The organism is Bacillus litorisediminis, assembly GCF_022808645.1.
Classification (GTDB): Bacteria; Bacillota; Bacilli; order Bacillales; family JC228; genus Bacillus_BF; species Bacillus_BF litorisediminis.
Genome location: NZ_JAKZKT010000010.1, coordinates 40,548 through 66,453, shown reverse-complemented (window position 1 = coordinate 66,453; position 25,906 = coordinate 40,548). Strand labels below are relative to the sequence as shown.

Sequence of the window (25,906 nt, the reverse complement as noted above, 5' to 3'; positions counted from 1 at the left end):
ATTACCTCACCTTCTTCCCGGTTGTTGCCTCGTATCTGATTTTTTCCTTTAATTTATTTATCCCGTAAATAAGTGCTGCCGGGTTGGGTGGACAACCTGGTATGTATACATCAACAGGTACGACCTGATCCACTCCTTTCACAACGGAGTAGGAGGTGACGTACGGGCCGCCAGCTGTTGCACAAGAACCCATGGCTATTACCCATTTCGGCTCGGGCATCTGATCATATAATCTTCTAACAATCGGTGCCATCTTCTTAGTTACTGTTCCTGACACAATCATCACATCTGATTGTCTAGGGGATGTACGGAAGAACGATCCAAAACGGTCGACATCGTAGTGGGCACCCCCAACACCCATCATTTCAATCGCACAACAGGCCAATCCAAACGTCATCGGCCATAATGAATTGCTTCTGGCCCAGCCCTTCAGCTGTTCCAATGTCGAAAAAAACACATTACGCTTGACCTCTGCCTCTTCAAGCGGTGAGAATGCTTCTAATTTTACATCCATTTCAACACCTTCTTTTTCCAAGCGTAGATTAATCCGATCAGAAGCATGACAACAAAGATGAGCATTTCAATGAGGGCGAAGATTCCGAGTTCTTCATAGGCAACCGCCCATGGATATAAAAACACAGTCTCAACATCAAAGATGACAAAAAGAAGAGCAAACATGTAGTAACGAACGTTAAACTGAACTCTTGAATCATGAAACGGATCAATCCCGCTTTCATAGGTCGTATACTTGGCCGGTTGCGGCACGTTCGGTCTGAGGAGTTTTCCTAGGGTTAATGCAACAACTGGGAGCATCATCCCCACTACTAAAAAAGCTAAAATCATTAAATAATGATTTTGGTAAACATGTAAAATGTCCAAACGCATCCCTTCCCGTTTTTCAATTTTTAGAATCATCACAATATTAGTAATTCTAGGGTCATTATAGCAAATACTGGCTGCAAACTCTAGCAGATTTCCTATTACTCTAATTTGTATGTGATAGGATAGCATTCTATCACTCTTAAACGTTATTTTTCAGGAGATGGTGTGGTGGGGTTGATGTTGCATGGTTTGATTTAGCTTAGTTATATGTTTTATTTTATGAAAGGCCGGTTTTAAAGAGCGGAGTCCGATTAATCAGAGTTTAAGACTTGTTTTTCGGGGGGGGGGGGGAGGATTTGGTACTGATGTTTTCGGAAATCTTAGGGTGTTAATGCGAACTCAGTGCCGTTATTCTGGATTCAGTAGCGGATATTCTGTACTAGTAGCCGATATCCCGGACTAGTACCCGGTTATTCCAGACTCAGCACCCGCTTTTCCGGATTTAGCACCGGTTATTCAGGACTCAGTACACTTGGGAATCAGACCCGGTTATTCCGGTATCAGCACCCGGTATTCTGGACTTAGCACCTGCTTTTCCGGACTAGCACCCGGTTATTCCAGAATCAACCCGGTTATTCCACTCAGCATCCGCTCTTCCGGACACAGCATCCGCTTTTCCGGACTTAGCACCTGCTATTCCAGACTCAGCACCACCTATTGCGTGACTCAGGACCTGTTACTTGGAACGAATTGCACGTTTTTCTGAAGTTATCAGCTTTTTTAACTGAACTCAGATCTAATTTACTGAACTTAGATAAATTTAACCGGACTCAGCGACCATTTAACCGAACTCAGCCTTTCTTTAACCGGACTTAGATCGATTTAACTGAACTCAGTCGACTTATAAACGAACTAAAATTCCTTTTAACGAACTTAGAAGCCCAATAAACCAACTCGAATCGACTTAACCGAACTGGATAACCGTTAACCGAACTCAGCTACCCCTTTAATCCAATAATCCGAGCTCAACCTCAACCCCTGCCCTGTCCCCACACAATTTTTCCCACTGCCATTTTTTTATCAATTCCCGCCTTTCTTTTGCATATGGTGTACAAAGGAGGGGTGTCAGATGTTTGTTGGTCTTTGGGGCGCAACGATTGGCAGCTTCTTATTAGTTTTGATCGGTTTAGGTATCTTTGTTTACTTTATTCGGGAAGGTTTGGAAACGGAGCATGAAGAGGGACTGCAGGAAGTAGATAGGCTATTAAATGAAATGGAAAAGAGGAAGCAGCACCCTAAATAGAGGTGCTGCTTTTTTTGCACTTTATGAACGTATACTCACAACAGGAAATCGCCTTCGCGGCGCTAGCCATGTTCCCTATAATCATTACCATTCTCCAATGGTACAGAGAACGTCTTCGAGTGATTCGGAATCGGCTTTTTCCATGGCCTGGCTGATGGTTCCAATAAATTTGAGTTCGCCTTGGTTTAAAATTCCGATTCGATCGCACATGCGCAGAATTTCCCCGGCATCATGGGTCGTATATACGATGGTTTTGCCTGCTTTCGCCAGGTGTTGGATGTAATGATTAATGTCACGTTTTGACTGAATATCAATACCGACAGTTGGTTCATCCATTATAATGATGGACGGCTGATGGATGAGAGCTACGGCAATGTTAAGCTTTCGCTTCATTCCTCCTGAGAGAGCTGAAACTTTTGTCTTCCATTTTTCCTTGAGACCTACCTGTTCGCAATGGCCGAGTAATTCACTTTTATCGACTTTTGGATTGGTCAGCTTGCTCCAGAAAATCATATTCTCTTCGACTGTGAGCTCTGGCCAAAGGGCGAGATCCTGCGGGACAAATCCGAGTCTGCGGCGGATGTCTTTTGCCTGTTTTTTCACGTCCTTGCCATCAATGATGATGGTGCCTGCAGTTGGCTGAAGAATAGTCGCCATAATAGATAACAATGTTGATTTTCCCGCACCATTGGGGCCAATGAGACCAAAAACTTCACCTTTTTCAATGGAAAACGAGATGCCCTTTAAGGATTCGTGCTTTCCGTATTTCTTTTTTACATCCTGTACGTTAATCAATCCGTTCACCACTCTTTCTTGTCACCCATATTCCAATTACGATTGCCAAAAGGGACCAGCTAATCCAGCTTACGATTTCGCCCTGAACGGTGCCGATCGGGGAAAGAAAGGCTGCTTTTTCTAGCGGCGCATAGAGATCGGAAATCGGGAAAAAGCTTTCGCCCAATACCGCAAACAGGCCGCTTAAGAAGAACGCGGTCACATAATAACTTCCTTTATTATGAAGGTAATGGGCTAGCAGGAGTCCGAGCGCAAATGCAATCACGGTTAACCAAATTACGTAGCCCATTTGCCTCCAGTCTGTTTCAAAGAAAACGTTATATAAAATCACGGAAATGACACCTTGGACTACTTGCAGCAATAAATGGGCTCCGCCAACACCGAGTACATAGACTTGAGTACCGCCCAAAGTAGTCTTCATTCTTGTTGCAAGCGCCTCATCTTTAACGCGGATGTACCATTGAAATGATGTGAGAACCATTAACAGCGTCATAAAGCTCCAAATCTGCCAAAAATCCGCTGTAAATCCGGTATCGGCAGTCTCTATGGTTTGGGCTTTTACATCGTACATTTCATATTCAATTCCCATGAGTGGTTCCGGATCCCAATACTGGTCTGAGTGAAGATAGGCTTCTTCCCAAACCTTGTCCGTCTCAAGTTCAGGCTGCAATGAGCGATAGTATTGCACCACAGTATTTGCTGCCTTCATATTGCTGGATATTCTCGTAACCTCGCTGGCTAAAAGCTCCTGCACAATTCCGTAAGCGATGGCGTTCGAAGTTCTTTTTACAAGAATGGTTTGATCCCGGTCTTCTTCTTTTAATTTTTCTTCGAAGCCTTTTGTAAAAACAAAAATGCTATCGATTTTCCCCTGTAAAAGTAGTCTTTCAGCTTCTTCATGTTTTAATTGACTGACTTCTATTTCCTCTAATTCCTTTATCCGTTCGATTATTAATGCAGATGTTTCACTCTGATCCTCATCTACAATCACAATCGGAATAGCTGCATTTTCCTGTGTTTCCTCGAGTAAGCTGAAAATAAGCCATGTACACATAAATGGTATAAACAAAGTTAAGAGAAGCTTCACCGGTTTTTTCAAAAATAAAGTTAGCTGGAGTATAAAGAGGGAGCGACTCATGTAATCACCCTCCTTACCCTGATTTTTTCAAACAGATAAGCAGCTAGCCAAAAGACGAGCATAAAACATACTGAAGCAAGGATTACCCCCGTCAATCCTTCCTGCTCCGACACTATCATAGAGTATCCATTCATGGCCCAGTAGTTTGGCAGTAAAGCAGATACATTTTCAAGCCAGGCTGGCAGGTATACGGTCGGCAGGATATGTCCTCCAAGCAATAAAAAGATTAAAAGCATGATTGTACTCACAATAAGCATGGGCTTCTCGTTCATGGTGATGGCTTCGATTAATAAGAAACAAGTGATGAACATGAATCCCATTAACAATAAGTAAAGGAACAATCGAATCGGCTGAGATATCATATCCCATATGAATGGTGTCAGCAGTACTAATTGGATTAAGACGATTATAAAGGTTGAGATGAGTCTTGCCGTAAACCGATGTCTGGTTGTTACGCCAGACACGACTAGACGGCGGAGAACCGTATTTTCCATTGATCCTCTTGTTAGCCATAGGGAAAAGAATGCCCATATCATGACAATTCCAATTAAGCCTGAACCCAAGTAGTATTGTTCTAAATCAGTCGTGTGCAATTGATCGACTACTACTTCTTCATACACATCATTTCGGCCGAGGGCATGAAAGCTAAAATCTACAATGCTTGTCTGAAATGCCTGTCTAATCATCTCTCTTGAAACATTTGCCTCGCGAAGAAACGCATCGACTGTGTTGACGCCGCTTTGTGCTGCAGAGACAAAGTCAGCTGCACTTTCCATGAAATGCCGAATCATTTGAGATTGGAAAGGCCGCTGGGAGTTCCCAACGACCTTCACTGGTGTATTGATGCCTCTGGCGATATCCTTACTAAACTGATCGGGGATAATCATAACGGCCGCTATTTCATCTTGTTCAAGAAGCTGAAAAGCCTCTTCTTCTGTTGTTTCAATTACTGAAAACATCGACTTCATGTGCTCAGCCTCTGTCAGATGCTGAATAATATATCCGGTTTCCATACTGCTTTCCTTGTCTACAATGGCAACCTTGAATGGTTCTCTCAATTCCGGTTCAAAAAGGGATGAGACAAGAAGCCCGATTCCAGTTACAACCAGAATAGGAACAAGGAAGCTTGCTAAAAGCAGCTTCCATTGTTTGATCACTGTTTTAAATTGTAAGTTTAATAGGGCCTTTACTTTCCCCATGATTTACACCTACATTCAGTTTTAGAATGCGCCAAATTGTCCCATTAATCCGTTAACTGCGTTTTCTAAGTTGTACATCATTTCTTCTGCTAAGCTCATAAGCTCCTCGTCAGAAAGCTCCATCACATTCACTCCGCCTTCTAAGCTTGGAATCTCAATCGCTTTGAATTCCGTTTTCGAATCTAGTTTTAATTCGATGGTTCCGCCTTGGTAGTCGTCCCCTACATTTACTGTTACGTTAGTCGTTTGGTTAGCATAATCGTCTTTTAAATTAATGTCCTTTGTATCTTCAACTGTACCATTCAAGTAGAAGCCGCCTGACTGAGCAAGGAGAGCAGAACCCAGGTCTAAGTTAAAGTCGTGAACACTCTTCACTTCATTTCCTTTGCCTGCTTCATAAGCAGAGTCGATTGTAAACACTGCATTTATGATTTCTTCACCAAATTCTTTTGCGTTCAGTGCTATGTCTGTTTTTACTTTGCGGTCAGTGCCTTCTCCTTCTGTCTCAGATGTAATCGCTAAATATCCGCCTGTATCCTCTGCCCCGCTTGCATTGACTTTAAATTCTTTCAATTGTTTTCCGTCGTTTTCAACATTGTATGTGGATAATACTACTTCTACAGGTTCAACACCTGCTACTTCAAACATAATTTGTCTTTGCACGATTTGCTCATCAGAGTTTACCCATATCGTTGATTTGATGCCAGATTCAAGTACTAATTGATCTACATTGTTTGCTGCTTCTTCCAATCCGGCAACCAGTTCAGCCTTTAAATCCTCTGGCGATAAAAGGGTAACTGTTGGATCTGCTTCAAGCTGTGCTGTTTCTACAATCAACTGATAACGGTCAATGATGATATTGTGTAAAGTTTCATCTTCTGCTGCAGTTGTTAAGAATTCTTTTAGAAGTGATTTAACTTCACTTTCAGATAGGGTTAATTCAATTTTATCAGCCTTAACATTAACCCCTTTAATATCAACAGATACACCGTCTTCACGGGTGAAGTTTTCTTCTGCTAATTGATCAATTAAAAGTTTTCCGTATGTTTCTTTTAAAGCTGCTTTTTCATCATCCGTAAGCTTTAAATCACTTAGTTTAATAGTATCTAAGTTTAGAGTGTCTGGACCCACATAGTAAGGGTCAATCCGGCGCATAAATTCACCGAATTGAGTGGTGTCCAGGTATAAGATATCACTGTAAGCCAACGGTACTCTTACTCCAACCTGATCACCAGACTGGATCATTTCAGCATCTGCAACCGTAGTTCCCTGCAGTTCAACTCCAAGTTTTACATAGTTTTGTTCGTTTTTTACATCGGTTTGTGTATCAACTGAAATATTAATTTGCTCGAGTAATCCTTGAACCATCATTAAAGTTGGATCTGGAGTTTCTAATTGAACGTCAAAATTTCCGCTAATATCTAGCTGAGACGAATAGCTTTCTGATTCCGCTTTTTCCTGAAGCTCAAGTAAATCCCCATAGTTTTCTTCGAATGTTTCCTGTGCTTGCACAAATGAATTATATTCTGCTTGCAAGTAGGCTTCCTTTGGTGACTTATTAGACATGAAACCATATACAACGATGGCAGAAACTAATACTACCGCAGCCATGATGGATGACATAATCCACTTCTTTGAACCTGTTTTTCTAGGTGCTGCTTCTAAGCCAGCAGCCACTTCTTGTCTCCCCTGATTCTCATTATTCATAGGAGGCCCTCCCTTTTATCTTAGTTTTGAAATATTTTTGTAACAATAATGCATACTTAACAATAGTAATCTATATTCGACAAAATTTCTATAATTCTTACAAAATAATACAAAATCTTTTACATAAACAGTTACAAAGACCTACATTACTGGATATGATTAAAGAAATTAGGAAAAATTTCCTTGTATTTTCATGCATTTTCATGAAAATATAGGTTACATTTTTGTTACAAATTTGGTGCCTGTCTCTTACTCTTATACTATATTGTCCAAGCCTGGGTAACATTCCATTTTTGTGGGTAAAAAATGGGGCGAATTGTTTGCTGGTGTTGTTTGATTCATAACTAAACTTTCGCAGCTTGACTTGAAATCGGTGCGAGACACGGGACCAGCTTCCCCAGTGCTCGTTCCATTTGCTTTTTGCTTTCCTTAACGGATTTACGTTCCGTTATTTTTTTAAAAATACGCCGTCTTGTAGAGCGAAGCGGATTTACGTTCCGCTATTTGCCCAATATCATTCAAAATTTGCTAGTTTTGCGGCAAATAGCGGAATCAGAGACCGATAACCTTTGAAAAATACCCGTTTTACCTCAAATAGCGGAACCAGGATCCGTTTGTACTTGGGTACCTGTTCCGTTACTGCGAATTAGACATACGCTCCTCTATCCCCCACAAACAATTTGTACGAATGAAGCTCAATCCAGTCCATCTTTATTCACTTAGTACGAAACGCAGTTGACTTTACAAACGGTAGGGTTCACTTTGATATGGTGGTTGATGTCCTGTTTCAAAGGTCACTTTTGCATACGGATCGCTGCTTTGGGTGGTTCATCACCTGTATGACGAGCACTTCTGCCTCATACGCTGTTTTTGTCATTTATGTCTATAAATCAAACAAAAAAACCTTAAGAACACTGCAACCCGGCAGCATTCTTAAGGATTTTGCTTAGAATCGATTTTGTGAAATATTAATTCGATTGATTGCACGCTTTAGAGCAAGCTCAGCACGTGTGAAGTCGATGTTGTCTTGTTTGCTTGCGTTTAGTCGTTCTTCCGCACGTTTTTTTGCCTGTTCGGCACGAGCGACATCAATATCTTCTGCTTTTTCAGCTGATTGAGCAAGGATCGTTACCTTGTCAGGACGGACTTCTAAAAATCCGCCGCTTACAGCTACTAATTCAGTTTGGGCACCCTTTTTTAAACGGACGGCGCCAATCGCTAAAGGAGCCACGGTTGGAATGTGACCAGGCAAAATCCCCAGTTCACCACTTTTAGCTTTTGTACTGACCATTTCTACGTCAGCTTCATACACCGGACCGTCGGGAGTCACGATATGGACATTTACTGTCTTCATGGCTTATCCTCCTCGCTGGTGTGTGATTTAAGCTTGCTCCTGCATGGCTTTAGCTCTTTCTACTACTTCTTCGATTCTTCCAACGAGACGGAATGCATCTTCAGGAAGATCGTCATGTTTACCTTCGAGAATTTCCTTGAAGCCTCTAACCGTTTCTTTTACAGGTACATAAGAACCTGGCTGACCTGTAAACTGTTCAGCAACGTGGAAGTTTTGTGATAAGAAGAACTGAATACGACGAGCACGGTGTACCACAAGCTTGTCTTCATCACTTAATTCATCCATACCTAGGATCGCAATAATGTCTTGAAGCTCACGGTAACGCTGTAAAGTTTGTTGAACTTCACGTGCCACATTGTAGTGTTCTTCTCCAACGAATTCAGGTGCTAATGCACGAGATGTTGAAGCAAGCGGGTCCACGGCTGGGTAGATTCCCATCTCAGAAAGTTTACGCTCAAGGTTTGTTGTTGCATCCAAGTGAGCGAACGTTGTTGCTGGCGCTGGGTCTGTGTAGTCATCCGCAGGAACGTAAATCGCTTGGATAGATGTTACAGATCCAACGTTTGTAGATGTAATCCGTTCTTGCAAGCGACCCATTTCTGTTGCTAGTGTTGGCTGATAACCAACGGCAGATGGCATACGGCCAAGCAAGGCGGATACCTCTGAACCCGCTTGTGTGAAACGGAATATGTTATCGATAAAGAATAGTACGTCTTGACCTTGATCATCACGGAAGGATTCCGCAATCGTTAATCCAGTTAACGCAACACGCATACGAGCTCCAGGCGGTTCGTTCATTTGTCCGAACACCATCGCTGTTTTGTTGATTACGCCTGAATCTTTCATTTCGTGGTAAAGGTCGTTTCCTTCACGAGTTCGCTCACCAACACCGGCGAATACGGAAATACCACCGTGTTCTTGTGCGATGTTGTTGATAAGCTCCTGAATTAATACCGTTTTACCTACACCTGCACCACCAAAGAGACCAATCTTACCACCTTTGATGTATGGTGCTAATAAGTCAATAACCTTAATCCCTGTTTCAAGGATTTCAACTTCTGTTGATAATTGTTCGAATGTAGGTGCCTCTCTGTGAATCGGGTCACGGCGAGTCCCTTCTTGAACATCACCAGCTAAGTCAATTGGTTCACCTAATACGTTGAATACACGTCCTAATGTTGCGTCACCTACAGGAACGCTGATCGGTGCACCTGTATCGATTACTTCCATATTACGTTTTAGACCATCTGTGGAAGACATCGCAATTGTACGAACCGAATCGTCTCCGAGGTGAAGGGCTACTTCAAGTGTAAGATCGATGTCTCTTTCAGATTCATTTTGTGCTTTATATTGAATCTTTAAGGCATTATAGATCTCTGGAAGGTTTCCGCTGTCGAATTTTACGTCAACAACCGGACCCATAACTTGAAGAACTTTACCTTTATTCATCCTTTTTCCCTCCTAGTACGAATAGCGCAGGCGCCTTGGCTTTGCTCGCCATCAACTGTTCTGACTGGGTCACAGTATTGAAAAAGCAGGCTATGTCCAAGGCTTTCCTATTTGCGCTTATTCCATTTTTTAGGTCCTTCTATTCTAAAGCCGCTGCTCCAGCAACAATTTCACTTATTTCCTGTGTAATGGCTGCCTGACGTGCGCGGTTGTAATGCAATGTTAATGAGTTAATCAATTCACTTGCGTTATCTGTAGCATTCTTCATAGCTGTCATACGAGAAGCATGCTCACTTGCTTTACCGTCCAACAATGCGCCATAGATGAGACTTTCTGCGTATTGCGGCAACAATACTTCTAAAATCTCTTCTTCATTTGGCTCGAATTCATAAGAGATTAGCTTTTTCTCAGCTGCAATATCAGTTAATGGCAGTAGTTTCTTTGCGTGAACTTCATGTTGAATTGTATTTACAAAGTGGCTGTAGTAAAGATACAATTCATCAATCGTTCCATCCTGAAACAACCCTACTGACTTAGAAGTAATCTCCTTAATATCAGCGAAAGATGGCTGATCCGGTAAACCAGTAATTTCTTGTACTACATTGCTGCCCATTTTCTTAAAGAAAGTGGTCGCAACTCTACCAATTGTAATGACTACGTACTCATCAGCTGACTTGTGACGCTTTTGAATCGTCTGCCATGCCTGGCGGATAATGTTTGCATTATATGCACCGGCAAGTCCGCGGTCAGAGGTAATAACAAGATAACCAGTTTTGTTGATTGGACGGCTTACTAGCATCGGATGTGATGCGCCTCTGCTGCCTAGGGCAATGCTCGCTACGACTTCTTGAATCTTTTCCATATAGGGAACAAAAGACTTTGCATTTAATTCTGCACGATTCAATTTAGAGGCAGAAACCATTTGCATCGCTTTCGTAATTTGGCTCGTTTTTTTCGTAGAATTAATACGAGACTTTATGTCGCGCAATGATGCCATTTTGTTTCACCACCCTTTTTCCTAGTGCCCATCCATTATTCAGAAACGGCAAATGTTTTCTTGAATTCTGTAATCGCTTGATCTAGCTCATCGCCTTCAGGCAGTTTTCCTGTTGAACGAATTTGCTTTAGAACATCCGCTTTATTTGCATCCATCCAGCTGTACATTTCGTTTTCAAAACGACGAATGTCTTTTACTGGAATGTCATCTAAATAGCCTCTTGTTAGGGCATATAAAATGGCAACTTGTTTTTCAACAGCGATTGGCTTGTGAAGATCTTGTTTTAAGACTTCAACTGTGCGTGCACCGCGGTTTAATTTCGCTTGAGTTGCTTTATCCAAGTCAGATCCGAATTGAGCAAATGATTCTAGCTCACGGTAAGATGCAAGATCCAAACGAAGTGTACCGGCAACGCTCTTCATCGCTTTAATTTGCGCTGCACCACCAACACGTGATACAGAAAGACCGGCATTTATCGCTGGACGAACCCCAGAGAAGAATAGGTCAGACTGCAAGAAAATTTGTCCATCTGTAATGGAAATAACGTTTGTTGGGATATAAGCTGAGATATCTCCAGCTTGTGTTTCAACGAATGGAAGTGCTGTAAGAGAACCTGCACCCTTCGCATCACTTAATTTCGCCGCACGCTCTAATAAACGAGAGTGCAAGTAGAATACATCCCCTGGATATGCTTCACGACCTGGAGGACGGCGAAGTAATAGGGAAAGCTCACGATAAGCCGCTGCTTGTTTAGAAAGGTCATCATATACAACTAATACGTGCTTGCCGTTGTACATGAATTCTTCACCCATAGTTACCCCAGCATAAGGAGCCAGGTAAAGAAGCGGAGCTGGTTGAGAAGCGGAAGCCGTTACAACGATTGTGTAATCAAGTGCTCCGTATTTTCTTAAAGTCTCAACAGCTGTACGAACTGTAGATTCTTTTTGACCGATTGCTACATAGATACAAATCATGTTTTGATCCGCTTGGTTCAAGATTGTATCGATGGCAACAGATGTTTTACCTGTTTGACGGTCTCCGATAATTAATTCACGCTGACCACGTCCGATTGGCACAAGGGCGTCAATCGCCTTGATACCTGTTTGAAGTGGTTCGTGAACAGATTTACGATCCATAACTCCAGGAGCTGGACTTTCAATTGGACGGGTTTTTGTAGTCTCAATTGGACCTAGTCCGTCAACTGGCTGACCTAGAGGGTTTACAACACGGCCAATTAGCTGTTCACCAACTGGTACCTCCATGATTCTTCCTGTACGGCGAACTTCATCGCCTTCTTTTATTTCAGTAAATGGTCCAAGAATAACGATACCGACATTGTTCTCCTCTAAGTTTTGCGCCATTCCCATAACGCCGTTAGAGAATTCCAATAGCTCACCAGCCATGACATTATCAAGGCCATGAGCAAGAGCAATACCGTCACCGACTCTAATTACAGTACCAACCTCGGTAACTTTTAGTTCAGATTGATAGTTTTCAATCTGCTTTTTTATCAGTGCACTGATTTCTTCAGCTTTAATGCTCACGGATTTCACCCCTTATTACATTTATTAGCTTATAAGTTCACGCTTAAGGCGTTCTAGTTTTCCTTGTAGGCTTCCGTCAAAGATGATGTTTCCAATTCTAATTTTGAGTCCGCCAAGAAGGTCAGTATCCACTTCGTTTGTAATCTCAAGTGTTTTCTTTCCAACCTTAGGAGCAAATGCATTAGAAATTCCGTCTGCTTCGTCAGTTGTTAACGGACGGACACTTTGAACGGTCGCTTCTGCAGTACCCTTTGCTTCATTCGTTAAAGCAACGAAGTCAGAGGCCATGTTAACAATTTCATTTTCACGATGGCGATCTACTAAAAGCATTAGAGTATGCTGTACGAATGGTGTACAGTCAGTGAAGATTTGTTTCACTAATTCTTTCTTTTTTTCTAAAGAAAGTCTTGGATTTTTGAGGAGAGCCAATAGTTCGGGAGTATCTGTGATTGCTTGTTTCACAGCACGAAGCTCTGACTCAATGGTATCTATCAGGTTTTGTTCCTGTGCAAGCTGGAAAAGAGCTAGGGCGTATCTTTTAGAAACTGTGCTCATCGCTCTTCTCCTGCCTCTTTAATAAACTGATTGATTAAATCCTCCTGCTCTGCAGCAGAAAGGTTTTTCTCAATAACCTTCGAAGCGATCATAACAGAAAGGCTGGCCACTTGTTCGCGAAGAGAAGCAATCGCTTGCTCTTTTTCTTGTGTGATTTCTCGTTTTGCCGCCTCTTTCATACGATCAGCTTCTGCTCTGGCAGCCTTGACGATTTCTTCACGCTGATCGTCACCAAGCTTTCTTGCATTTTCAATTAAACTTTGAGCTTGCTGTTTTGCTTCTTTTAAAAGCTCACGCTGCTCTTCTAAGAGTTTATTAGCTTCACGACGACTGTTCTCAGCTGCGTCGATTTCATTCGCAATGTGACTTTCACGATCTTTCATGATCTTCATAAGCGGTTTAAAGGCGAATTTACTTAGCAATAGCATTAGTACTAAAAATGCAAATAGCTGGTAAATGGAGTCTCCCCAGGTAAAACCGCCTGCATTAAGGGCTAGTCCTTCAAGTAACACGGATCGTTCACTCCCTTCAGAGTCCTTTAGGTTCTTCGATAATGTTTACGTCAATCAGAGAACAAGAGCTTTGGTTATACTGCTTTTCCTGTTCTCTTCAACAATTAAATTCAGTACATCTACATAAAGGAATGGCGAAGGAACTCATTCGAATGATCTTCGCCATTTTGAAATTTGTCTTATTTACTCAGCTTCCCAATACTGTAAACGCGATAACTACGGCGATGATTGGAAGAGCCTCTACTAGGGCTACCCCGATGAACATTGTAGTTTGAAGCATACCGCGAGCTTCTGGTTGACGAGCAATTCCTTCAACTGTACGACCAACAATAAGACCATTACCAATACCTGCTCCAACCGCTGCCAAACCAATTGCAATTGCTGCTGCAATAAGATTCATTATAAATTTCCTCCTTAATATGTTTGAAAATGATATTTATTTCTAATGAAAAATATATTAATGGTCGTGACTCACTTTATGAGCCAGATAAACCATCGTTAACATAAGAAAAATAAATGATTGGATTGCACCAACAAAGATACTGAATCCTTGCCATGCCATCAATGGAATAAAGCTTAAGATTCCGCCCAAAATACTGGCAGACCCTGCCGCTGCAAGCATTCCAAGCAAGATTTCACCTGCATAAATGTTCCCGTAAAGACGCAGACCAAACGTTAAGGTATTTGCGAATTCTTCAATAAGCTTAAATGGGAACAAAAATGGAAACGGACTTACAAAGGTTTTTCCGTAGTGCTTCACACCAGTCAGTTTTACCCCGTAATAGTGAGTTAAGACAATAATCATTGTTGATAAAGTAAGGGTAATAACTGGGTCAGCTGTAGGCGATTTCCACCAAAGTTCGTGATTGAACGTAATGGCGAATGGAAGACCCAACATATTTGATACGAAGATATACATGATGAGTGTTAGCCCGAGAATATGGAATCGGGCACCCTCTTTCCAGTCCATGTTACTTTTGATAATACCCCGAACAAAATCAACTACCCACTCTAAGAAGTTTTGAGCGCCTGTTGGTTTCATTGCGAGAGTACGTGTACATAAGACTGCAATTACAAAAACAATAACGGATGCAACCGTGATCATAAGTATGTTTGAGAGGTTAAAAGGTATGACTAGTCCAAAAAGCTCGACCTCTCTTATCGGTGCTTCATGATCCATGATTTCACCTCTCTTCCCCGTTGTTTCTTTTGAGTATAGATTGAAGTAATAAATCTATCATAATGACAATGTAAAATGTCATTAATCCAATAATAACGCTGATCAGATCAAAAAATTCCGGGTAACGCATAGCGATTGTCACTGCAAGAGCAGCCGTTGCCAGCCTTACTAGCATGCCGAGCCCCTTTGCTTTTTGACCTTGAGCAACAGCTTCACCGAAACGGATCGTTTTCTTCACCAATGTCCAAAAATTAAAGAGACTGAGGGTTGTCCCTAAAACCAGACCTGCAAAAACCGTTTGATACGGTGTAAAACCCCACCCAAGCACATAGAAGGAGAGCAAAAAGAATATATATTTTAGTCCCCTCATAAAAATGGCGGTTAGGTCTTCGTTCATTTCACTCTAATCTCCTGAATTAAAATGGCGAATCAACTGAAGCATGCTGTAAATCCCCGCTGTTAACCCCAAAAGAAGTCCAATAATAAGGAATAATGGCTCCGTACCGATTGCTTTGTCGACCCATCTGCCTCCAAAAAGTCCGATCAGGATACAGCCTACTAACTGTGAGAGTATAGCCGACATAAGAGCCATAGCGCGAAATGGATGGTGGTCATTCTTCTTCATGGAACTGACCTCTTAAATGGAGTGTTTACGGTGGTAAATCATACAGATTTATTAGTATAAACGGGGTTTTGAAAACCTTATCATTCTATACCAATGATTAGCATACAATAGGGGTTTGGCAATGTCAATTGATATCGTGAGAAAGTGAACATGTACATTCTGGTTGTTCACAAATTGGTCATAAATTCAGATATATTGCAGATATTTCATACTTTTTCGTGTATTTTGATAAAGGCGTTTTTTGTCGAAAAATAGGGAAGAAAGGCCTATGGATGGGGGCGGGTTTTCTCAGTTGGGGCTGCAGGGATCCGTTGGCGTGGGTTTGACAGAGTTTAGTCTCTTTTAACCGGCTTTTTGTAAAATGGTTCGGGTTGTGTAGGAAAGAACTCGGTTTTGGCTGGTGACTGTATGTAGCCGGGAATTTTCTGGTGGTGTCCGGCTAGGGTTATTGCGGATGGCACAGTTGTTGTCTGGCGTCTGACTCGATTTCACCTGTAAATGGCTTAGTTTTTCTGGTGACTGCACTCTATAATACCTAAAAATAACACATTTTTCCTCGAGACGGGTCCTTTTTACCAAATTCAGCAAAGGTTTAAAGAACTCAGGGACAGATAACCGAACTGGGAGCCTGTTTAACCAAACTAACTCCATGTTTAACCGAACTCAGTTCTCATTTACCGAATTCAGAGTATAGTTAACCGAACTAAAATTCCTTAAACCGAACTGAAAACCCTTTTAACCGAACTTAGTGCCCGGTTACCGGACTCGGACTCTATTTAAAACCGTATTTTCACATAGTTTATAGGTGCACACCCTTTTTTCCGGCACTCAACCCCTGTTTTCTGCCACCCGCTATTCAGACTCTCCCACCGCTTTTTCGGACACGCGCACCAGCTATTCCGGACTCGGCATCCGCTATTTCGGACTCGCACCAATTATTCCGGACTCCGCATCCGCTTTTCCGGACTCGGCACACACCATTCCCGACTCGCGCGCCCGCTTTTCCGGACACCCGCACCCGCTTTTCCGGACTCCGTACTCATTATTCCTGCCCCAACACCCTTTTCCATACTCAACTCCGCCCTTCCCATTTCCGAAAACCCAACCTCCCTCTCCTCCCATAACCCGCATCACTCTGCCATCCTCGGTGCCAACCAATTACTCCCTATCCGCCGATCCCCTGGTACCGGGATATAAATTTCGGTTTCCACAATGTCTTGCTGTCCGCTTTTTTTGGCAAATACTATTGCTTTAAAATATCCTTTTGGCAGCTTGTCAAACGCCAATTCTCGGCTTACCATGCCTTTATGGACGTTTCGTTTCCAATCTAAAAATCCTTCGAACTTCAATGTATCTGGATCATATAAAGCAATTCCCATTTCATCGGCACCACCCGGGAGATACATCTCGTATTTCCATACATTCGGTTCGTCCCCTGGTCCAATCGAGAATCCCATAACGCGCGGATAATCTGGTTCATTTACGACAAACAGGTAAGGAATCGATATAACCTGTTTCCCCGCATTCAGCTCCAAATATCCATCATAAATCGATTCTTCACCTGGCTCCAAAAGAGTCATGGAAACCGTTACCTCCTTTTCTTCTCCCGGTTTTAATTCAAATGACTGCGGCAATTGCCAGCGAATGACATCACTGTGTCCGGGTACCGAAAAGCTATATGTGATATCGTTCTCTCCGACATTTTGGATTTTTACATGGGCCGAACGCGTTTCGAGGCCCTTCATGTCGGTATATTTTCCAAGAACAAGTGAACCAGGCAGAACTAAGGTTTCCGTTTGAATGGCTTCGGGCAGTTGAATCCGTCCCGCTCCCTGTTCAAAGGTGTGATACGTATCTCCGTCATTTTTAGTTAAAACCTTAGCTGTATTCATCAAAGCTGCCTTTACCTGCTCAGGGGTCCAGTCCGGATGGGCTTGCAATAAGAGGGCACAGGCACCAGCAACATGGGGAGCTGCCATGCTTGTCCCTTGTAAGGACAGATATCCTTTTGGCACTGTGCTGTTAATTGCGACACCCGGTGCCACAACATCCGGTTTGATATCCCATGTAGCGGTTACAGGTCCGCGTGAACTAAAATCGGCGAGGATATCCTCTTCCTCTTTAAAAGATATATGGCCCAACGCTTCACCCTTTTTAAGGTCTTTTAAAATTGTTTTTCCTTCCTTTTTTGATATAGAAGCCACTGGGATTGATAGTTCTTCCTCGAGATTTCCGACGAATGAGCCGTCGGAATTGTTGTAAATAATAACTCCTTCCGCGCCCTTCTCTTGTGCGTTTTTTACCTTTTCGGTAAAGGTGATTTCCCCTCTTTCAATTAAGGCAATTTTACCAAAGGCGTCTTCTAAATCTTTGGGTTTGCCTAGTCCGCCATCCATCAGTTCATATGTTTTTTCAATCGTCCATCTTTCTGAACCGACTAGAGGCTGCAATGTGATTTCTTTCTTATCCATTCCATAAGTAAGGACCGGAATTTTTAACGGAGGGGTCGAGGCCCCTACTGAAATAGCCTTTGAGGCCGTTCCCGGGGAACCGACCGTCCAACGGTTTGGACCTGTGTTTCCATTTGAGGTTACTGCGACGATACCCTTTTTCACTGCTTCATTTAAAGCGATGCTGACCGGCAAATCAGGTCCATTTACACTGCTTCCAAGTGATAAATTCAGGACATCCACCTTATCTTTAATCGCTTGCTCAATCGCTGCGATTACTTGTTCAGTCGTTCCAAATCCGCCTGGACCCAAAGCACGGTATGCAACAATAGTCGCTTCCGGTGCGACTCCCTGAAGTTTTCCATTTGCGGCAATAATGCCTGCCACGTGAGTTCCATGAAAGGTGTTTAACGCACGGCTACTATGCGTTTCCATCGGGTCTGAGTCGCCATCAACGAAGTCCTTGCCCCCGCCAAAGTTTCCCCGCAAATCCGGATGGGTATAATCGATGCCGGTGTCAATCACTCCAACAGTCACCCCTTTACCTGTAAGGCGCTGATTGGTCGCATCAAAGTAGGAGCGTACGTCGTCTCCCCCAATGTGATCGATGCTCTCTTCCCCCATAGCGTGATATGGATTGACTTCTGAAACAAGTGAAATTGCTTGGACCTGATCTAATTGTCTTAAATCCTTTACTTTCCCTTTTACGGAAAAACCATTTAGGGCTTCGGTAAAATGATAGCGGACTTGCAAACTAGGATAATTCTTCAGAAACTGGTCAATTTCTTCCTTGCTCATTTTATTTTCTAAAATTACGATCGCAATTTTTTCTTCTTCCAGATTTTCTTGTGGTAATGGCGGAATCTCCAGTCCCATTGCCGGTTTTCCTGCTAACAGATTGAGGAAAATGAAGCACAGCCAAAACCGTTTCATGAGGACACCCCTATTTCATGCTGATTGAAATATCAAATTCACTTTTAATTAGACTTACCTAATTTAGGAAGAATATGCAAAATAGGTGCATGAGTTAAGAATGTCGGTTTGATGAGTTTGGTTTTCGCACGATAATAGAGATTTTCAGAGAGTAATGGAGATTTTCGCGCACTAATTGGCATTTTCGTGCAATAATGGAAATTTTCGCGCAGTAACCGAGATTTTCGCGCGCCAACAGTTAAAAAAGTATAAAAAAAGAGCGAGACCCTTTCCCGAGTCTTCGCTCTTTCACCTTTATGCCTTAAAAGATTCCGGCTTTTCTGTTGTTTGTTTGAAATAGTAGCGGATCGCTTCCGCAATTCGCGCAGAAGCTTGTCCGTCGCCGTATGGGTTTGAAGCTTTTGACATTTTTTCGTACTCTTGCTCGTTCGTCAATAGTTCATGTGCGAGATTATAGATCGTATCCTCGTCAACACCTGCAAGCTTAAGCGTACCAGCTTCGATGCCTTCAGGACGTTCTGTTGTATCACGCAACACGAGTACAGGTTTTCCGAGAGAAGGCGCTTCCTCTTGGATTCCGCCTGAGTCAGTCAGGATGATCGTGCTGCGGGATAAAAAGTTATGGAAATCGATGACGTCTAAAGGTTCGATTAAATGAATGCGCGGATCATTTCCTAAAATCTCGCTTGCCGTTTCGCGCACTGCCGGATTTAAGTGAACCGGATATACAACTTGAACATCCTCGTGATTTTCTACAATTCGTTTTACCGCTTTAAACATACTTCTCATGTTTTCCCCTAAATTTTCGCGGCGGTGAGCAGTCATCAGCACAAGCCGGTCAGAGCCAATCTTATCAAAAATTTCATGGTGATAGTCTTCTTTAACTGTTGTTTTTAAGGCATCAATCGCAGTGTTGCCTGTTATAAAAATAGCTTCTTTTGGCTTATTTTCATTGCGCAGATTCTCAGCGGATTTTTCCGTTGGCGCAAAGTGCAAATCCGCCATTACTCCTGTCAGCTGACGATTCATTTCTTCCGGATACGGGGAGTATTTGTTCCAAGTCCGCAGACCTGCTTCGACATGCCCGACTGGAATCTGATTATAGTAAGCAGCCAATGCAGAAATAAAGGTGGTTGTCGTATCACCATGGGCAAGCACGATATCAGGCTTTGCTTTCTTCATGATTTGATCAAGACCCTCAAGGCCTCTCGTAGTGATATCCACTAAAGTTTGGCGGTCCTTCATAATATTCAGGTCATAATCAGGTTCAATGCCAAAAATCTCAAGAACCTGGTCCAGCATTTCCCGATGCTGGGCGGTTACGGTTACTATCGTTTCGAATTGCTCCGGTCTTTTCTTTAATTCTAGGACAAGCGGTGCCATTTTAATCGCTTCAGGCCTTGTCCCAAATATCGTCATCACTTTAATTGGTCGGTCCATTTGTTCCACCCGCTTTCTTGATTGTTACTTCGTTCCGAATAAGCGGTCGCCCGCGTCTCCTAATCCTGGTACAATGTATCCGTGATCATTGAGCTTCTCATCTAAAGCAGCGATGTAAATATCTACATCTGAATGGGCTTCCTCTACAGCTTTTACCCCTTCAGGCGCTGCAATTAAACACATTAGTTTGACGTTTTTGGCTCCGCGCTTTTTTAATGAATTGATCGCTTCAACAGCCGAACCGCCTGTTGCAAGCATAGGGTCCACTACGATAAAATCGCGTTCTTCTACATCAGAAGGAAGCTTGACGTAGTATTCAACCGGCTTAAGCGTTTCTGGATCTCTGTATAGCCCTATATGTCCAACTTTTGCTGCTGGAATCAGTTTTAATATCCCATCTACCATTCCGATTCCTGCCCGTAAAATTGGTACAATCCCCAGTTTTTTACCAGACAAGGTTTTTGCTTTTGCTGTACTCACTGGTGTTTCGATTTCAACTTCTTCGAGCGGCAGATCTCTTGTTGCCTCAAATGCCATTAGTGTCGCGACCTCATCTACCAGCTCGCGGAATTCCTTTGTTCCTGTATTTTTATCTCGTATGTACGTTAATTTATGTTGGATTAATGGATGATCGAAAACATATACCTTAGCCAAAAAAATCTCTCCTTTTCTTCAAGGTAACGGTGGGTCCGTAAACTTCCGTTATCCATATTTTACACACTTCGTCTCATTTTACAGAAAAAAAAGTGACCCGGCAATAATGATAAAAAAATGTCATGAAATTGTAGCCGGCAGGAAACCGCAGATCGAGAGCACTTGATAAAACTCTCCAAACCCAAAGAACCCCCAAACTCGTCTAGGAGTTTGAGGGTTGTGGGCATCATTATCCTCTTTCCGGATAAAGCGTAAAACGGCTTGTTATAGCTGCGACTTGTTTTGAAGCTTCTTCTAAAACAGCTGGATCTTCATGATGTTTTAGAACACGGCTGATAATTGAAGCAATTTCTGCCATTTCTTCTTTTCCAAAGCCGCGGGATGTCACAGCCGCTGTACCAATCCGGATTCCGCTTGTGACAAATGGACTTTCCGGATCAAACGGGATTGTGTTTTTATTTACAGTAATTCCAACTTCGTCTAGCACTTTTTCAGCTACTTTACCAGTCAGATTTAGAGAACGAACATCGACTAGCAATAGGTGATTATCTGTTCCGCCAGAAACTAAAGTTAAGCCTTCATTTTGCAGTGCATCTGCAAGGGTTTGGGCATTCGTGATAATATTTTGTGCGTATTCCTTAAAGCTTTCCTGCAGGACTTCCCCTAATGCAACTGCTTTTGCCGCAATCACGTGCATGAGGGGACCGCCTTGAATTCCAGGGAAGATCGCTTTATCAATTTTTTTCGCGAATTCTTCTTTGCAAAGAATCATACCGCCGCGTGGTCCGCGCAGTGTTTTGTGCGTTGTAGTTGTAACAAAGTCTGCGTAAGGAACCGGATTTGGATGCAGTCCTGCTGCCACTAATCCAGCAATATGAGCCATATCGACCATCAGATATGCTCCGACCTCATCGGCAATCTCTCTAAACTTTTTAAAATCAATGATTCTAGGGTACGCACTTGCACCGGCAACGATTAGCTTTGGCTTATGTTCTTTTGCCTTTTGCAGAACATCTTCATAGCTAATGGTATGCGTTTTTTGATCGACCCCATACTCTACAAAATTATATTGAATCCCGCTAAAGTTAACAGGACTTCCGTGTGTTAAGTGACCTCCATGTGAGAGGTTCATTCCCAGTACAGTGTCCCCTGGCTCTAAAATAGTGAAGTAAACCGCCATATTTGCTTGAGCTCCAGAGTGAGGCTGAACATTTGCGTGTTCTGCACCAAAAATTTGCTTGGCACGGTCTCTTGCAATATTTTCTACGACGTCTACATATTCACAACCGCCGTAATAACGTTTGCTTGGATAGCCTTCTGCATATTTATTGGTTAAAACAGAGCCCTGTGCTTCCATAACCGCTTCTGAAACGAAATTTTCTGAGGCAATTAATTCAATCTTTGTACGCTGACGACCCAATTCTTGCTGGATTGCTTCAAACACTTGTAAGTCCTGTTCTTTAATATGGCTCATTGATACTTCCCCCTTATAGCACAAAAATTTTTGCGATTCTAAACATGCGTCCCTATTGTATCACGAAAATATAGGGCCGTTCTACGTCTTATTTGTTGAAAAGGTCTATCAATTTTTTCTATTTAAAAAACTTATCGGGTAATTTGCTCTGCTCGCCTGATGCTTTCCTTCAGCCAAGGCGGAGAATCCGGATGGTCCATAATTTCTTCTGTAGTCAGCCAATAAATATTTTCGACTTCTTCCGGACTTTTACGATAGGGGTCTCCTTCTTTTATTTCGCATAGGAACACAATGTCAATAACATGTATATTTTCCGCTGCTACAAAGGAAGTGCTATGTACATACTGGATGTTATCTGTAATCGTGACGCCAACCTCTTCTTCTACCTCACGCTTAATCGTTGCTTCCAAAACATCTTGAATAGAACCTTCCTGGTCGACTTTTCCGCCTACAAGTGAAAGCGTACCAGCACCATGTTCTTCCTTTAGTCCTCTTTGGATCACTAACCATTTCTGATCTTTTTTGATTGCCGCTTCTACGTTTACAATAAACATAGGATACCCCTCCTCATCAAGCTCTCTTTTGATCAGTTTATCAATTAATTCTTGTAGTTGATATATTTTTCATAAATAAAAAGCCGCTCGATAGCGGCTATTATTCTTCAATATCAGGCTTCCTGGACATAGACAATCCACCCAAATGTATGACGAATCTGCTGTGCAGCCCGGTCGGCTGACGCTCTTCCAACAAATGTACCGGTTACAATCCGATAGCTTGGGTTCAATTCAGTAGAATCTGCCTTTTCATATATAAGCCAATCAAATTCGGCTCTCATTTTCCTAATCGCTTCTGCAAAAGATTCTGCATTAGAAAAGGTACCTGTTACCAAACGGTATCTTCTTGCATCCATTTGCGCCTGCTGTAAATACGGTAAAGGATCAACAGCATTTGTTTTATTAATATTCCATCGCCCCTTATGAAGTTCAAAGTGTAGATGCTGGCCAGTTGAGTCGCCAGTATTTCCCATAATTCCGATAACCTGTCCTTGCCGGACTCGATCGCCTTCCATTACGCGCCTTGAGCCTTCACGCATGTGGGCATATACTGTCTCCCACGTTTGTCCGTCGATGACGTGAACAATAAAAATAACCTCGCCATAGCTGCTGGATATATAGGATCTGGAAACTGTACCATCTGCAGCTGCATAAATTTCATGTGTCCCAGGTGCTGCAAAGTCTACACCAAAGTGGTTCGGCCGTGCTGAGGTACGAAATCCGCTAGTCACCCGAGTGACGTCGGTCGGATATATCAACAGAATGACCATCTCCTTTCCTATCACATGATGGTACCTATATACCAGTATATGAAGCTTACTTTTTCGCGGTCCGTCCTTTCTAATTCCACTTTTTAGGTAAAATCTGCACGAGAACACCATTTTTTCGGTTAACTCCATCTTTTTCATGCATAAAAAAGAAGCCGCGATATGCGGCCTCTGTTTAATTTTTTACTATGTTTATCTTGTTTGTTACTTTGCGGGTTCGCTGATAGGTGGCAACGCCAACGCCCGTTAGAATCAGCACTGCCCCGATTAAAAAGTTAAACGACAGGTCTTCGCTGAGAATGAGCCACCCAAGGATTGACCCAACCAGCGGCTGAAAAAAGAAGAATAAAGAACCAATTCCGGCCTCCATCAGTTCTAGTCCTTTGTTCCATAAGAAAAAGGCACCCGCGGTTGAAACAATGCCGAGGTAGAGAACGGACAAAGACAGCAGCAATGGCGACGAAAAGCTCCATTCCACGGTTATGGCCTCCCAAATAAAGAAAGGTGTTGTCCAAAGCAGGCCAAATCCAACCGCATATGTAGTAATCACTAGGGAACTATGACTCGCTGAAGCGACTTTTACATAGACCGACAGAAGAGCCCAGGTAACGGCTGCAATAACTAGAATGAGATTCCCTAAAAAGGCCGTTTCGGTTTGGCTTGGAGACAGACCAATGACCATGATTACTCCGATTGTCGAAAGAAAGAGAGCTGTTAGCTTTTTTACTGTTAATTTTTCTTTTAAAAGGAGCCAGGCAAAAATAAAAATAAAGGCTGGGGACGCCGACGTAATTAAAGAGCCCATGCTTGCATTGGAAAGCTTTGTCCCCCAAAATTGGGCAGAAATCGAGATGAAATATCCGATGAATCCGATCCAGGCAAATTGAAGCCAATCGCTTTTCCGGAAGGGCCGTTTTTCTTTTTGGGTTCCTTTTAATATGGCATAAAGGAGTCCAAATCCTAGCAAATAGCGAAGCCACATTAATCCAAATGGAGGAATCTCGTCTAATGAATATTTACTGACTACATACATTCCGCCCCAAATACTCGCCGCTGCTGTTAAACAAATCCCGCCCAGTACATTTTTATTCATATTGTCTCACCCTGCTTCAAATCATTATATAAGCATTATACCTTAAAAATGAAAGGCTGTTTTCCCATACTTTTTGTTTTTTATGGAGGCGAACATGTCCGTTCCATTGCGCTCCGGCACACTTGCTTTCGTGCAGGGAGGAAGTTGAGCATAATCGGGTTTAAAAAATATATACACTAGCAACAGTCTTTGCGAAAACAGCCAATTTAAAAAACTCCCGCTAAATATAAGCACAGGAGTCTTTATATTTTAACAAGTTTTATTTTCCCGGGTATCTACGTAAACTGCTCGTTCGCCGCCGATCAGTTTTGGTCTTGTTTTGGCTAACGTCACATGCGCATGCCCTACTTGCTTTTTCTCCGTGCGAATAGGGACAACAACAGGCTTAAGATGCATACCAATAAACGTATCTCCGATGTCAATTCCAGCATGAGCCTTTATCGATTCCACAACCACAGGATTTTTAAAGTTTTGGTAAGCAAAGGTGGCCATCGCGCCGCCTGCATTGCGAACAGGGACGACCGTTACTTCCTCTAAACCGAATTTTTCAGCGGTTTCTTCTTCTACGACAAGTGCGCGGTTTAGATGTTCACAGCATTGAAACGCAAGATGGACCCTTGTTCGTTCCTTAAGGCTTTGAAGCTCTTTAAAAATCATTTCTGCGACTTGTTCGGTTCCGGCTGTTCCAATTCTTTTTCCGGCAATTTCACTTGTGCTGCAGCCAATGACAAGGATCTGCATTTGGTTTAAGGACACTTTAGATTCAAAGTCGTGAAGGATGTCTTTCCAATCTTCTTGGCACGTTTTTAACCAATCCATATAGACACCCTATACATTCTTTTCTTCATATTCCTTAATTTTGCCAATCCGTTTATCATGACGGCCGCCTTCGTATTCAGCTGATAACCAGGTACGGACAATTTCACGGGCTAGCCCAGGTCCGATAACTCGCTCACCCATCGCAAGGATATTGCTGTCATTATGCTCACGTGTCACTTTTGCACTAAAAACGTCATGAACAAGGGCACAGCGAATCCCTCTCACTTTATTAGCAGCAATCGACATCCCGATTCCAGTCCCGCAAATCAAAATCCCCTTGTCAAATTCTCCGTCGGCCACCTTTTGCGCAACCGGAAGCGCATAGTCCGGATAATCAACCGATGTTTCACAGTCACAGCCCATATCTTCAAATTCAATTCCTAATTCCGTTAATAATGATTTAATTTCTTCTCTTAATTTGATTCCTCCATGATCTGAAGCAATGACAACCTTCACAAAAGGTCACTCCTTAAATTAGTATTGCTACCATTATTGTGGCATAGATTTTTATAATTATAAAGGGAAACGTCACCAGCCAAAAA

27 protein-coding genes are annotated in these 25,906 nt (G+C 42.6%); 1 reads left to right on the top strand and 26 read right to left on the bottom strand.

Going from position 1 to position 25,906, the window contains the following annotated elements:
• Window position 1 precedes the first annotated feature (1 nt).
• On the bottom strand, window positions 2-514 hold the full coding sequence (locus tag MLE14_RS07295) for a NuoB/complex I 20 kDa subunit family protein (protein ID WP_243297697.1): 513 nt from the start codon (window positions 512-514) through the stop codon (window positions 2-4).
• Complete coding sequence (locus tag MLE14_RS07290; protein ID WP_390628430.1) at window positions 505-885, bottom strand: NADH-quinone oxidoreductase subunit A; 381 nt, start codon at window positions 883-885, stop codon at window positions 505-507. Before MLE14_RS07290 ends, MLE14_RS07295 begins: the two co-directional genes overlap by 10 nt.
• 1,066 nt (window positions 886-1,951) lie before the next feature.
• Between MLE14_RS07290 and MLE14_RS07285 the strand changes: the two genes are divergently transcribed.
• Window positions 1,952-2,125 (top strand): hypothetical protein, encoded by a 174-nt coding sequence (locus tag MLE14_RS07285; RefSeq protein WP_243297696.1) that lies wholly within the window; start codon window positions 1,952-1,954, stop codon window positions 2,123-2,125.
• A gap of 84 nt (window positions 2,126-2,209) precedes the next feature.
• Here MLE14_RS07285 and MLE14_RS07280 read toward each other — a convergent pair whose 3' ends face one another.
• From MLE14_RS07280 to rpiB, 24 genes are all read right to left on the bottom strand, one after another.
• The gene (locus MLE14_RS07280; protein ID WP_243297695.1) at window positions 2,210-2,932 is read right to left on the bottom strand and encodes an ABC transporter ATP-binding protein; all 723 of its coding nucleotides are present in this window, start codon (window positions 2,930-2,932) and stop codon (window positions 2,210-2,212) included.
• Window positions 2,913-4,058, bottom strand: coding sequence for an ABC transporter permease (locus MLE14_RS07275; protein ID WP_243297694.1), 1,146 nt, complete (start codon window positions 4,056-4,058; stop codon window positions 2,913-2,915). Before MLE14_RS07275 ends, MLE14_RS07280 begins: the two co-directional genes overlap by 20 nt.
• Complete coding sequence (locus MLE14_RS07270) at window positions 4,055-5,257, bottom strand: ABC transporter permease (protein WP_243297693.1); 1,203 nt, start codon at window positions 5,255-5,257, stop codon at window positions 4,055-4,057. Before MLE14_RS07270 ends, MLE14_RS07275 begins: the two co-directional genes overlap by 4 nt.
• A 21-nt stretch (window positions 5,258-5,278) precedes the next feature.
• Window positions 5,279-6,964, bottom strand: a complete 1,686-nt coding sequence (locus MLE14_RS07265; protein ID WP_243297692.1) for a DUF6583 family protein — start codon at window positions 6,962-6,964, stop codon at window positions 5,279-5,281.
• Between the two features lie 946 nt (window positions 6,965-7,910).
• Window positions 7,911-8,318, bottom strand: a complete 408-nt coding sequence (locus MLE14_RS07260; protein WP_243297691.1) for a F0F1 ATP synthase subunit epsilon — start codon at window positions 8,316-8,318, stop codon at window positions 7,911-7,913.
• Between the two features lie 27 nt (window positions 8,319-8,345).
• Window positions 8,346-9,767: a F0F1 ATP synthase subunit beta gene (gene atpD / locus MLE14_RS07255; protein WP_243297690.1), complete on the bottom strand. Its 1,422-nt coding sequence runs from the start codon at window positions 9,765-9,767 to the stop codon at window positions 8,346-8,348.
• 139 nt (window positions 9,768-9,906) lie between these two features.
• Complete coding sequence (gene atpG / locus MLE14_RS07250) at window positions 9,907-10,764, bottom strand: ATP synthase F1 subunit gamma (protein WP_243297689.1); 858 nt, start codon at window positions 10,762-10,764, stop codon at window positions 9,907-9,909.
• Between the two features lie 35 nt (window positions 10,765-10,799).
• Window positions 10,800-12,308, bottom strand: a complete 1,509-nt coding sequence (atpA, locus tag MLE14_RS07245; protein ID WP_243297688.1) for a F0F1 ATP synthase subunit alpha — start codon at window positions 12,306-12,308, stop codon at window positions 10,800-10,802.
• Window positions 12,309-12,332: 24 nt separating this feature from the next.
• Window positions 12,333-12,863 carry a F0F1 ATP synthase subunit delta gene (locus MLE14_RS07240; protein WP_243297687.1) on the bottom strand — a complete coding sequence of 177 codons (531 nt, stop codon included), beginning with the start codon at window positions 12,861-12,863 and terminating at the stop codon, window positions 12,333-12,335.
• Window positions 12,860-13,375 (bottom strand): F0F1 ATP synthase subunit B, encoded by a 516-nt coding sequence (gene atpF / locus MLE14_RS07235; protein WP_243297686.1) that lies wholly within the window; start codon window positions 13,373-13,375, stop codon window positions 12,860-12,862. Before atpF ends, MLE14_RS07240 begins: the two co-directional genes overlap by 4 nt.
• Window positions 13,376-13,562: 187 nt before the next feature.
• Window positions 13,563-13,775, bottom strand: a complete 213-nt coding sequence (gene atpE / locus MLE14_RS07230; protein ID WP_243297685.1) for a F0F1 ATP synthase subunit C — start codon at window positions 13,773-13,775, stop codon at window positions 13,563-13,565.
• 57 nt (window positions 13,776-13,832) lie between these two features.
• Entirely contained in the window at window positions 13,833-14,555 is a 723-nt protein-coding gene (gene atpB, locus MLE14_RS07225) for a F0F1 ATP synthase subunit A (RefSeq protein WP_243297684.1), read from the bottom strand.
• Window positions 14,556-14,559: 4 nt separating this feature from the next.
• Window positions 14,560-14,952 carry an ATP synthase subunit I gene (locus MLE14_RS07220; protein WP_243297683.1) on the bottom strand — a complete coding sequence of 131 codons (393 nt, stop codon included), beginning with the start codon at window positions 14,950-14,952 and terminating at the stop codon, window positions 14,560-14,562.
• A 6-nt stretch (window positions 14,953-14,958) separates the two neighbouring features.
• Window positions 14,959-15,180, bottom strand: coding sequence for an AtpZ/AtpI family protein (locus tag MLE14_RS07215; RefSeq protein ID WP_243297682.1), 222 nt, complete (start codon window positions 15,178-15,180; stop codon window positions 14,959-14,961).
• A 935-nt stretch (window positions 15,181-16,115) separates the two neighbouring features.
• Window positions 16,116-16,256, bottom strand: coding sequence for a hypothetical protein (locus tag MLE14_RS07210; protein ID WP_243297681.1), 141 nt, complete (start codon window positions 16,254-16,256; stop codon window positions 16,116-16,118).
• 54 nt (window positions 16,257-16,310) lie between these two features.
• On the bottom strand, window positions 16,311-18,563 hold the full coding sequence (locus MLE14_RS07205) for a S8 family serine peptidase (RefSeq protein WP_279326786.1): 2,253 nt from the start codon (window positions 18,561-18,563) through the stop codon (window positions 16,311-16,313).
• A 294-nt stretch (window positions 18,564-18,857) separates the two neighbouring features.
• Window positions 18,858-20,003: a non-hydrolyzing UDP-N-acetylglucosamine 2-epimerase gene (gene wecB, locus MLE14_RS07200; RefSeq protein ID WP_243297680.1), complete on the bottom strand. Its 1,146-nt coding sequence runs from the start codon at window positions 20,001-20,003 to the stop codon at window positions 18,858-18,860.
• A 24-nt stretch (window positions 20,004-20,027) separates the two neighbouring features.
• Entirely contained in the window at window positions 20,028-20,657 is a 630-nt protein-coding gene (gene upp, locus MLE14_RS07195) for a uracil phosphoribosyltransferase (RefSeq protein WP_243297679.1), read from the bottom strand.
• Between the two features lie 229 nt (window positions 20,658-20,886).
• Complete coding sequence (locus tag MLE14_RS07190; protein ID WP_243297678.1) at window positions 20,887-22,131, bottom strand: serine hydroxymethyltransferase; 1,245 nt, start codon at window positions 22,129-22,131, stop codon at window positions 20,887-20,889.
• Window positions 22,132-22,262: 131 nt separating this feature from the next.
• Window positions 22,263-22,685: an NUDIX hydrolase gene (locus MLE14_RS07185; RefSeq protein ID WP_243297677.1), complete on the bottom strand. Its 423-nt coding sequence runs from the start codon at window positions 22,683-22,685 to the stop codon at window positions 22,263-22,265.
• A gap of 113 nt (window positions 22,686-22,798) precedes the next feature.
• Entirely contained in the window at window positions 22,799-23,443 is a 645-nt protein-coding gene (locus tag MLE14_RS07180) for a M23 family metallopeptidase (RefSeq protein ID WP_390628401.1), read from the bottom strand.
• A gap of 184 nt (window positions 23,444-23,627) precedes the next feature.
• A complete protein-coding gene (locus MLE14_RS07175; RefSeq protein ID WP_243297675.1) occupies window positions 23,628-24,545 on the bottom strand; it encodes a DMT family transporter in 918 nt (305 codons plus the stop codon).
• A gap of 249 nt (window positions 24,546-24,794) precedes the next feature.
• Window positions 24,795-25,364, bottom strand: coding sequence for a TIGR01440 family protein (locus MLE14_RS07170; protein ID WP_243297674.1), 570 nt, complete (start codon window positions 25,362-25,364; stop codon window positions 24,795-24,797).
• Window positions 25,365-25,373: 9 nt separating this feature from the next.
• Entirely contained in the window at window positions 25,374-25,820 is a 447-nt protein-coding gene (gene rpiB / locus MLE14_RS07165; RefSeq protein ID WP_243297673.1) for a ribose 5-phosphate isomerase B, read from the bottom strand.
• Between the last annotated feature and the right edge of the window lie 86 nt (window positions 25,821-25,906).

Excerpts from the sequence above, each read along its gene's own strand:
- MLE14_RS07295 (WP_243297697.1), bottom strand. The coding sequence starts at position 514 with ATGGATGTAAAATTAGAAGCATTCTCACCGCTTGAAGAGGCAGAGGTC.
- MLE14_RS07290 (WP_390628430.1), bottom strand. The coding sequence starts at position 885 with ATGCGTTTGGACATTTTACATGTTTACCAAAATCATTATTTAATGATT.
- MLE14_RS07285 (WP_243297696.1), top strand. The coding sequence starts at position 1,952 with ATGTTTGTTGGTCTTTGGGGCGCAACGATTGGCAGCTTCTTATTAGTT.
- MLE14_RS07275 (WP_243297694.1), bottom strand. The coding sequence starts at position 4,058 with ATGAGTCGCTCCCTCTTTATACTCCAGCTAACTTTATTTTTGAAAAAA.
- MLE14_RS07270 (WP_243297693.1), bottom strand. The coding sequence starts at position 5,257 with ATGGGGAAAGTAAAGGCCCTATTAAACTTACAATTTAAAACAGTGATC.
- MLE14_RS07265 (WP_243297692.1), bottom strand. The coding sequence starts at position 6,964 with ATGAATAATGAGAATCAGGGGAGACAAGAAGTGGCTGCTGGCTTAGAA.
- MLE14_RS07260 (WP_243297691.1), bottom strand. The coding sequence starts at position 8,318 with ATGAAGACAGTAAATGTCCATATCGTGACTCCCGACGGTCCGGTGTAT.
- atpD (WP_243297690.1), bottom strand. The coding sequence starts at position 9,767 with ATGAATAAAGGTAAAGTTCTTCAAGTTATGGGTCCGGTTGTTGACGTA.
- atpG (WP_243297689.1), bottom strand. The coding sequence starts at position 10,764 with ATGGCATCATTGCGCGACATAAAGTCTCGTATTAATTCTACGAAAAAA.
- MLE14_RS07240 (WP_243297687.1), bottom strand. The coding sequence starts at position 12,863 with ATGAGCACAGTTTCTAAAAGATACGCCCTAGCTCTTTTCCAGCTTGCA.
- atpE (WP_243297685.1), bottom strand. The coding sequence starts at position 13,775 with ATGAATCTTATTGCAGCAGCAATTGCAATTGGTTTGGCAGCGGTTGGA.
- atpB (WP_243297684.1), bottom strand. The coding sequence starts at position 14,555 with ATGGATCATGAAGCACCGATAAGAGAGGTCGAGCTTTTTGGACTAGTC.
- MLE14_RS07220 (WP_243297683.1), bottom strand. The coding sequence starts at position 14,952 with ATGAACGAAGACCTAACCGCCATTTTTATGAGGGGACTAAAATATATA.
- MLE14_RS07215 (WP_243297682.1), bottom strand. The coding sequence starts at position 15,180 with ATGAAGAAGAATGACCACCATCCATTTCGCGCTATGGCTCTTATGTCG.
- MLE14_RS07205 (WP_279326786.1), bottom strand. The coding sequence starts at position 18,563 with ATGAAACGGTTTTGGCTGTGCTTCATTTTCCTCAATCTGTTAGCAGGA.
- wecB (WP_243297680.1), bottom strand. The coding sequence starts at position 20,003 with ATGGACCGACCAATTAAAGTGATGACGATATTTGGGACAAGGCCTGAA.
- MLE14_RS07190 (WP_243297678.1), bottom strand. The coding sequence starts at position 22,131 with ATGAGCCATATTAAAGAACAGGACTTACAAGTGTTTGAAGCAATCCAG.
- MLE14_RS07185 (WP_243297677.1), bottom strand. The coding sequence starts at position 22,685 with ATGTTTATTGTAAACGTAGAAGCGGCAATCAAAAAAGATCAGAAATGG.
- MLE14_RS07175 (WP_243297675.1), bottom strand. The coding sequence starts at position 24,545 with ATGAATAAAAATGTACTGGGCGGGATTTGTTTAACAGCAGCGGCGAGT.
- MLE14_RS07170 (WP_243297674.1), bottom strand. The coding sequence starts at position 25,364 with ATGGATTGGTTAAAAACGTGCCAAGAAGATTGGAAAGACATCCTTCAC.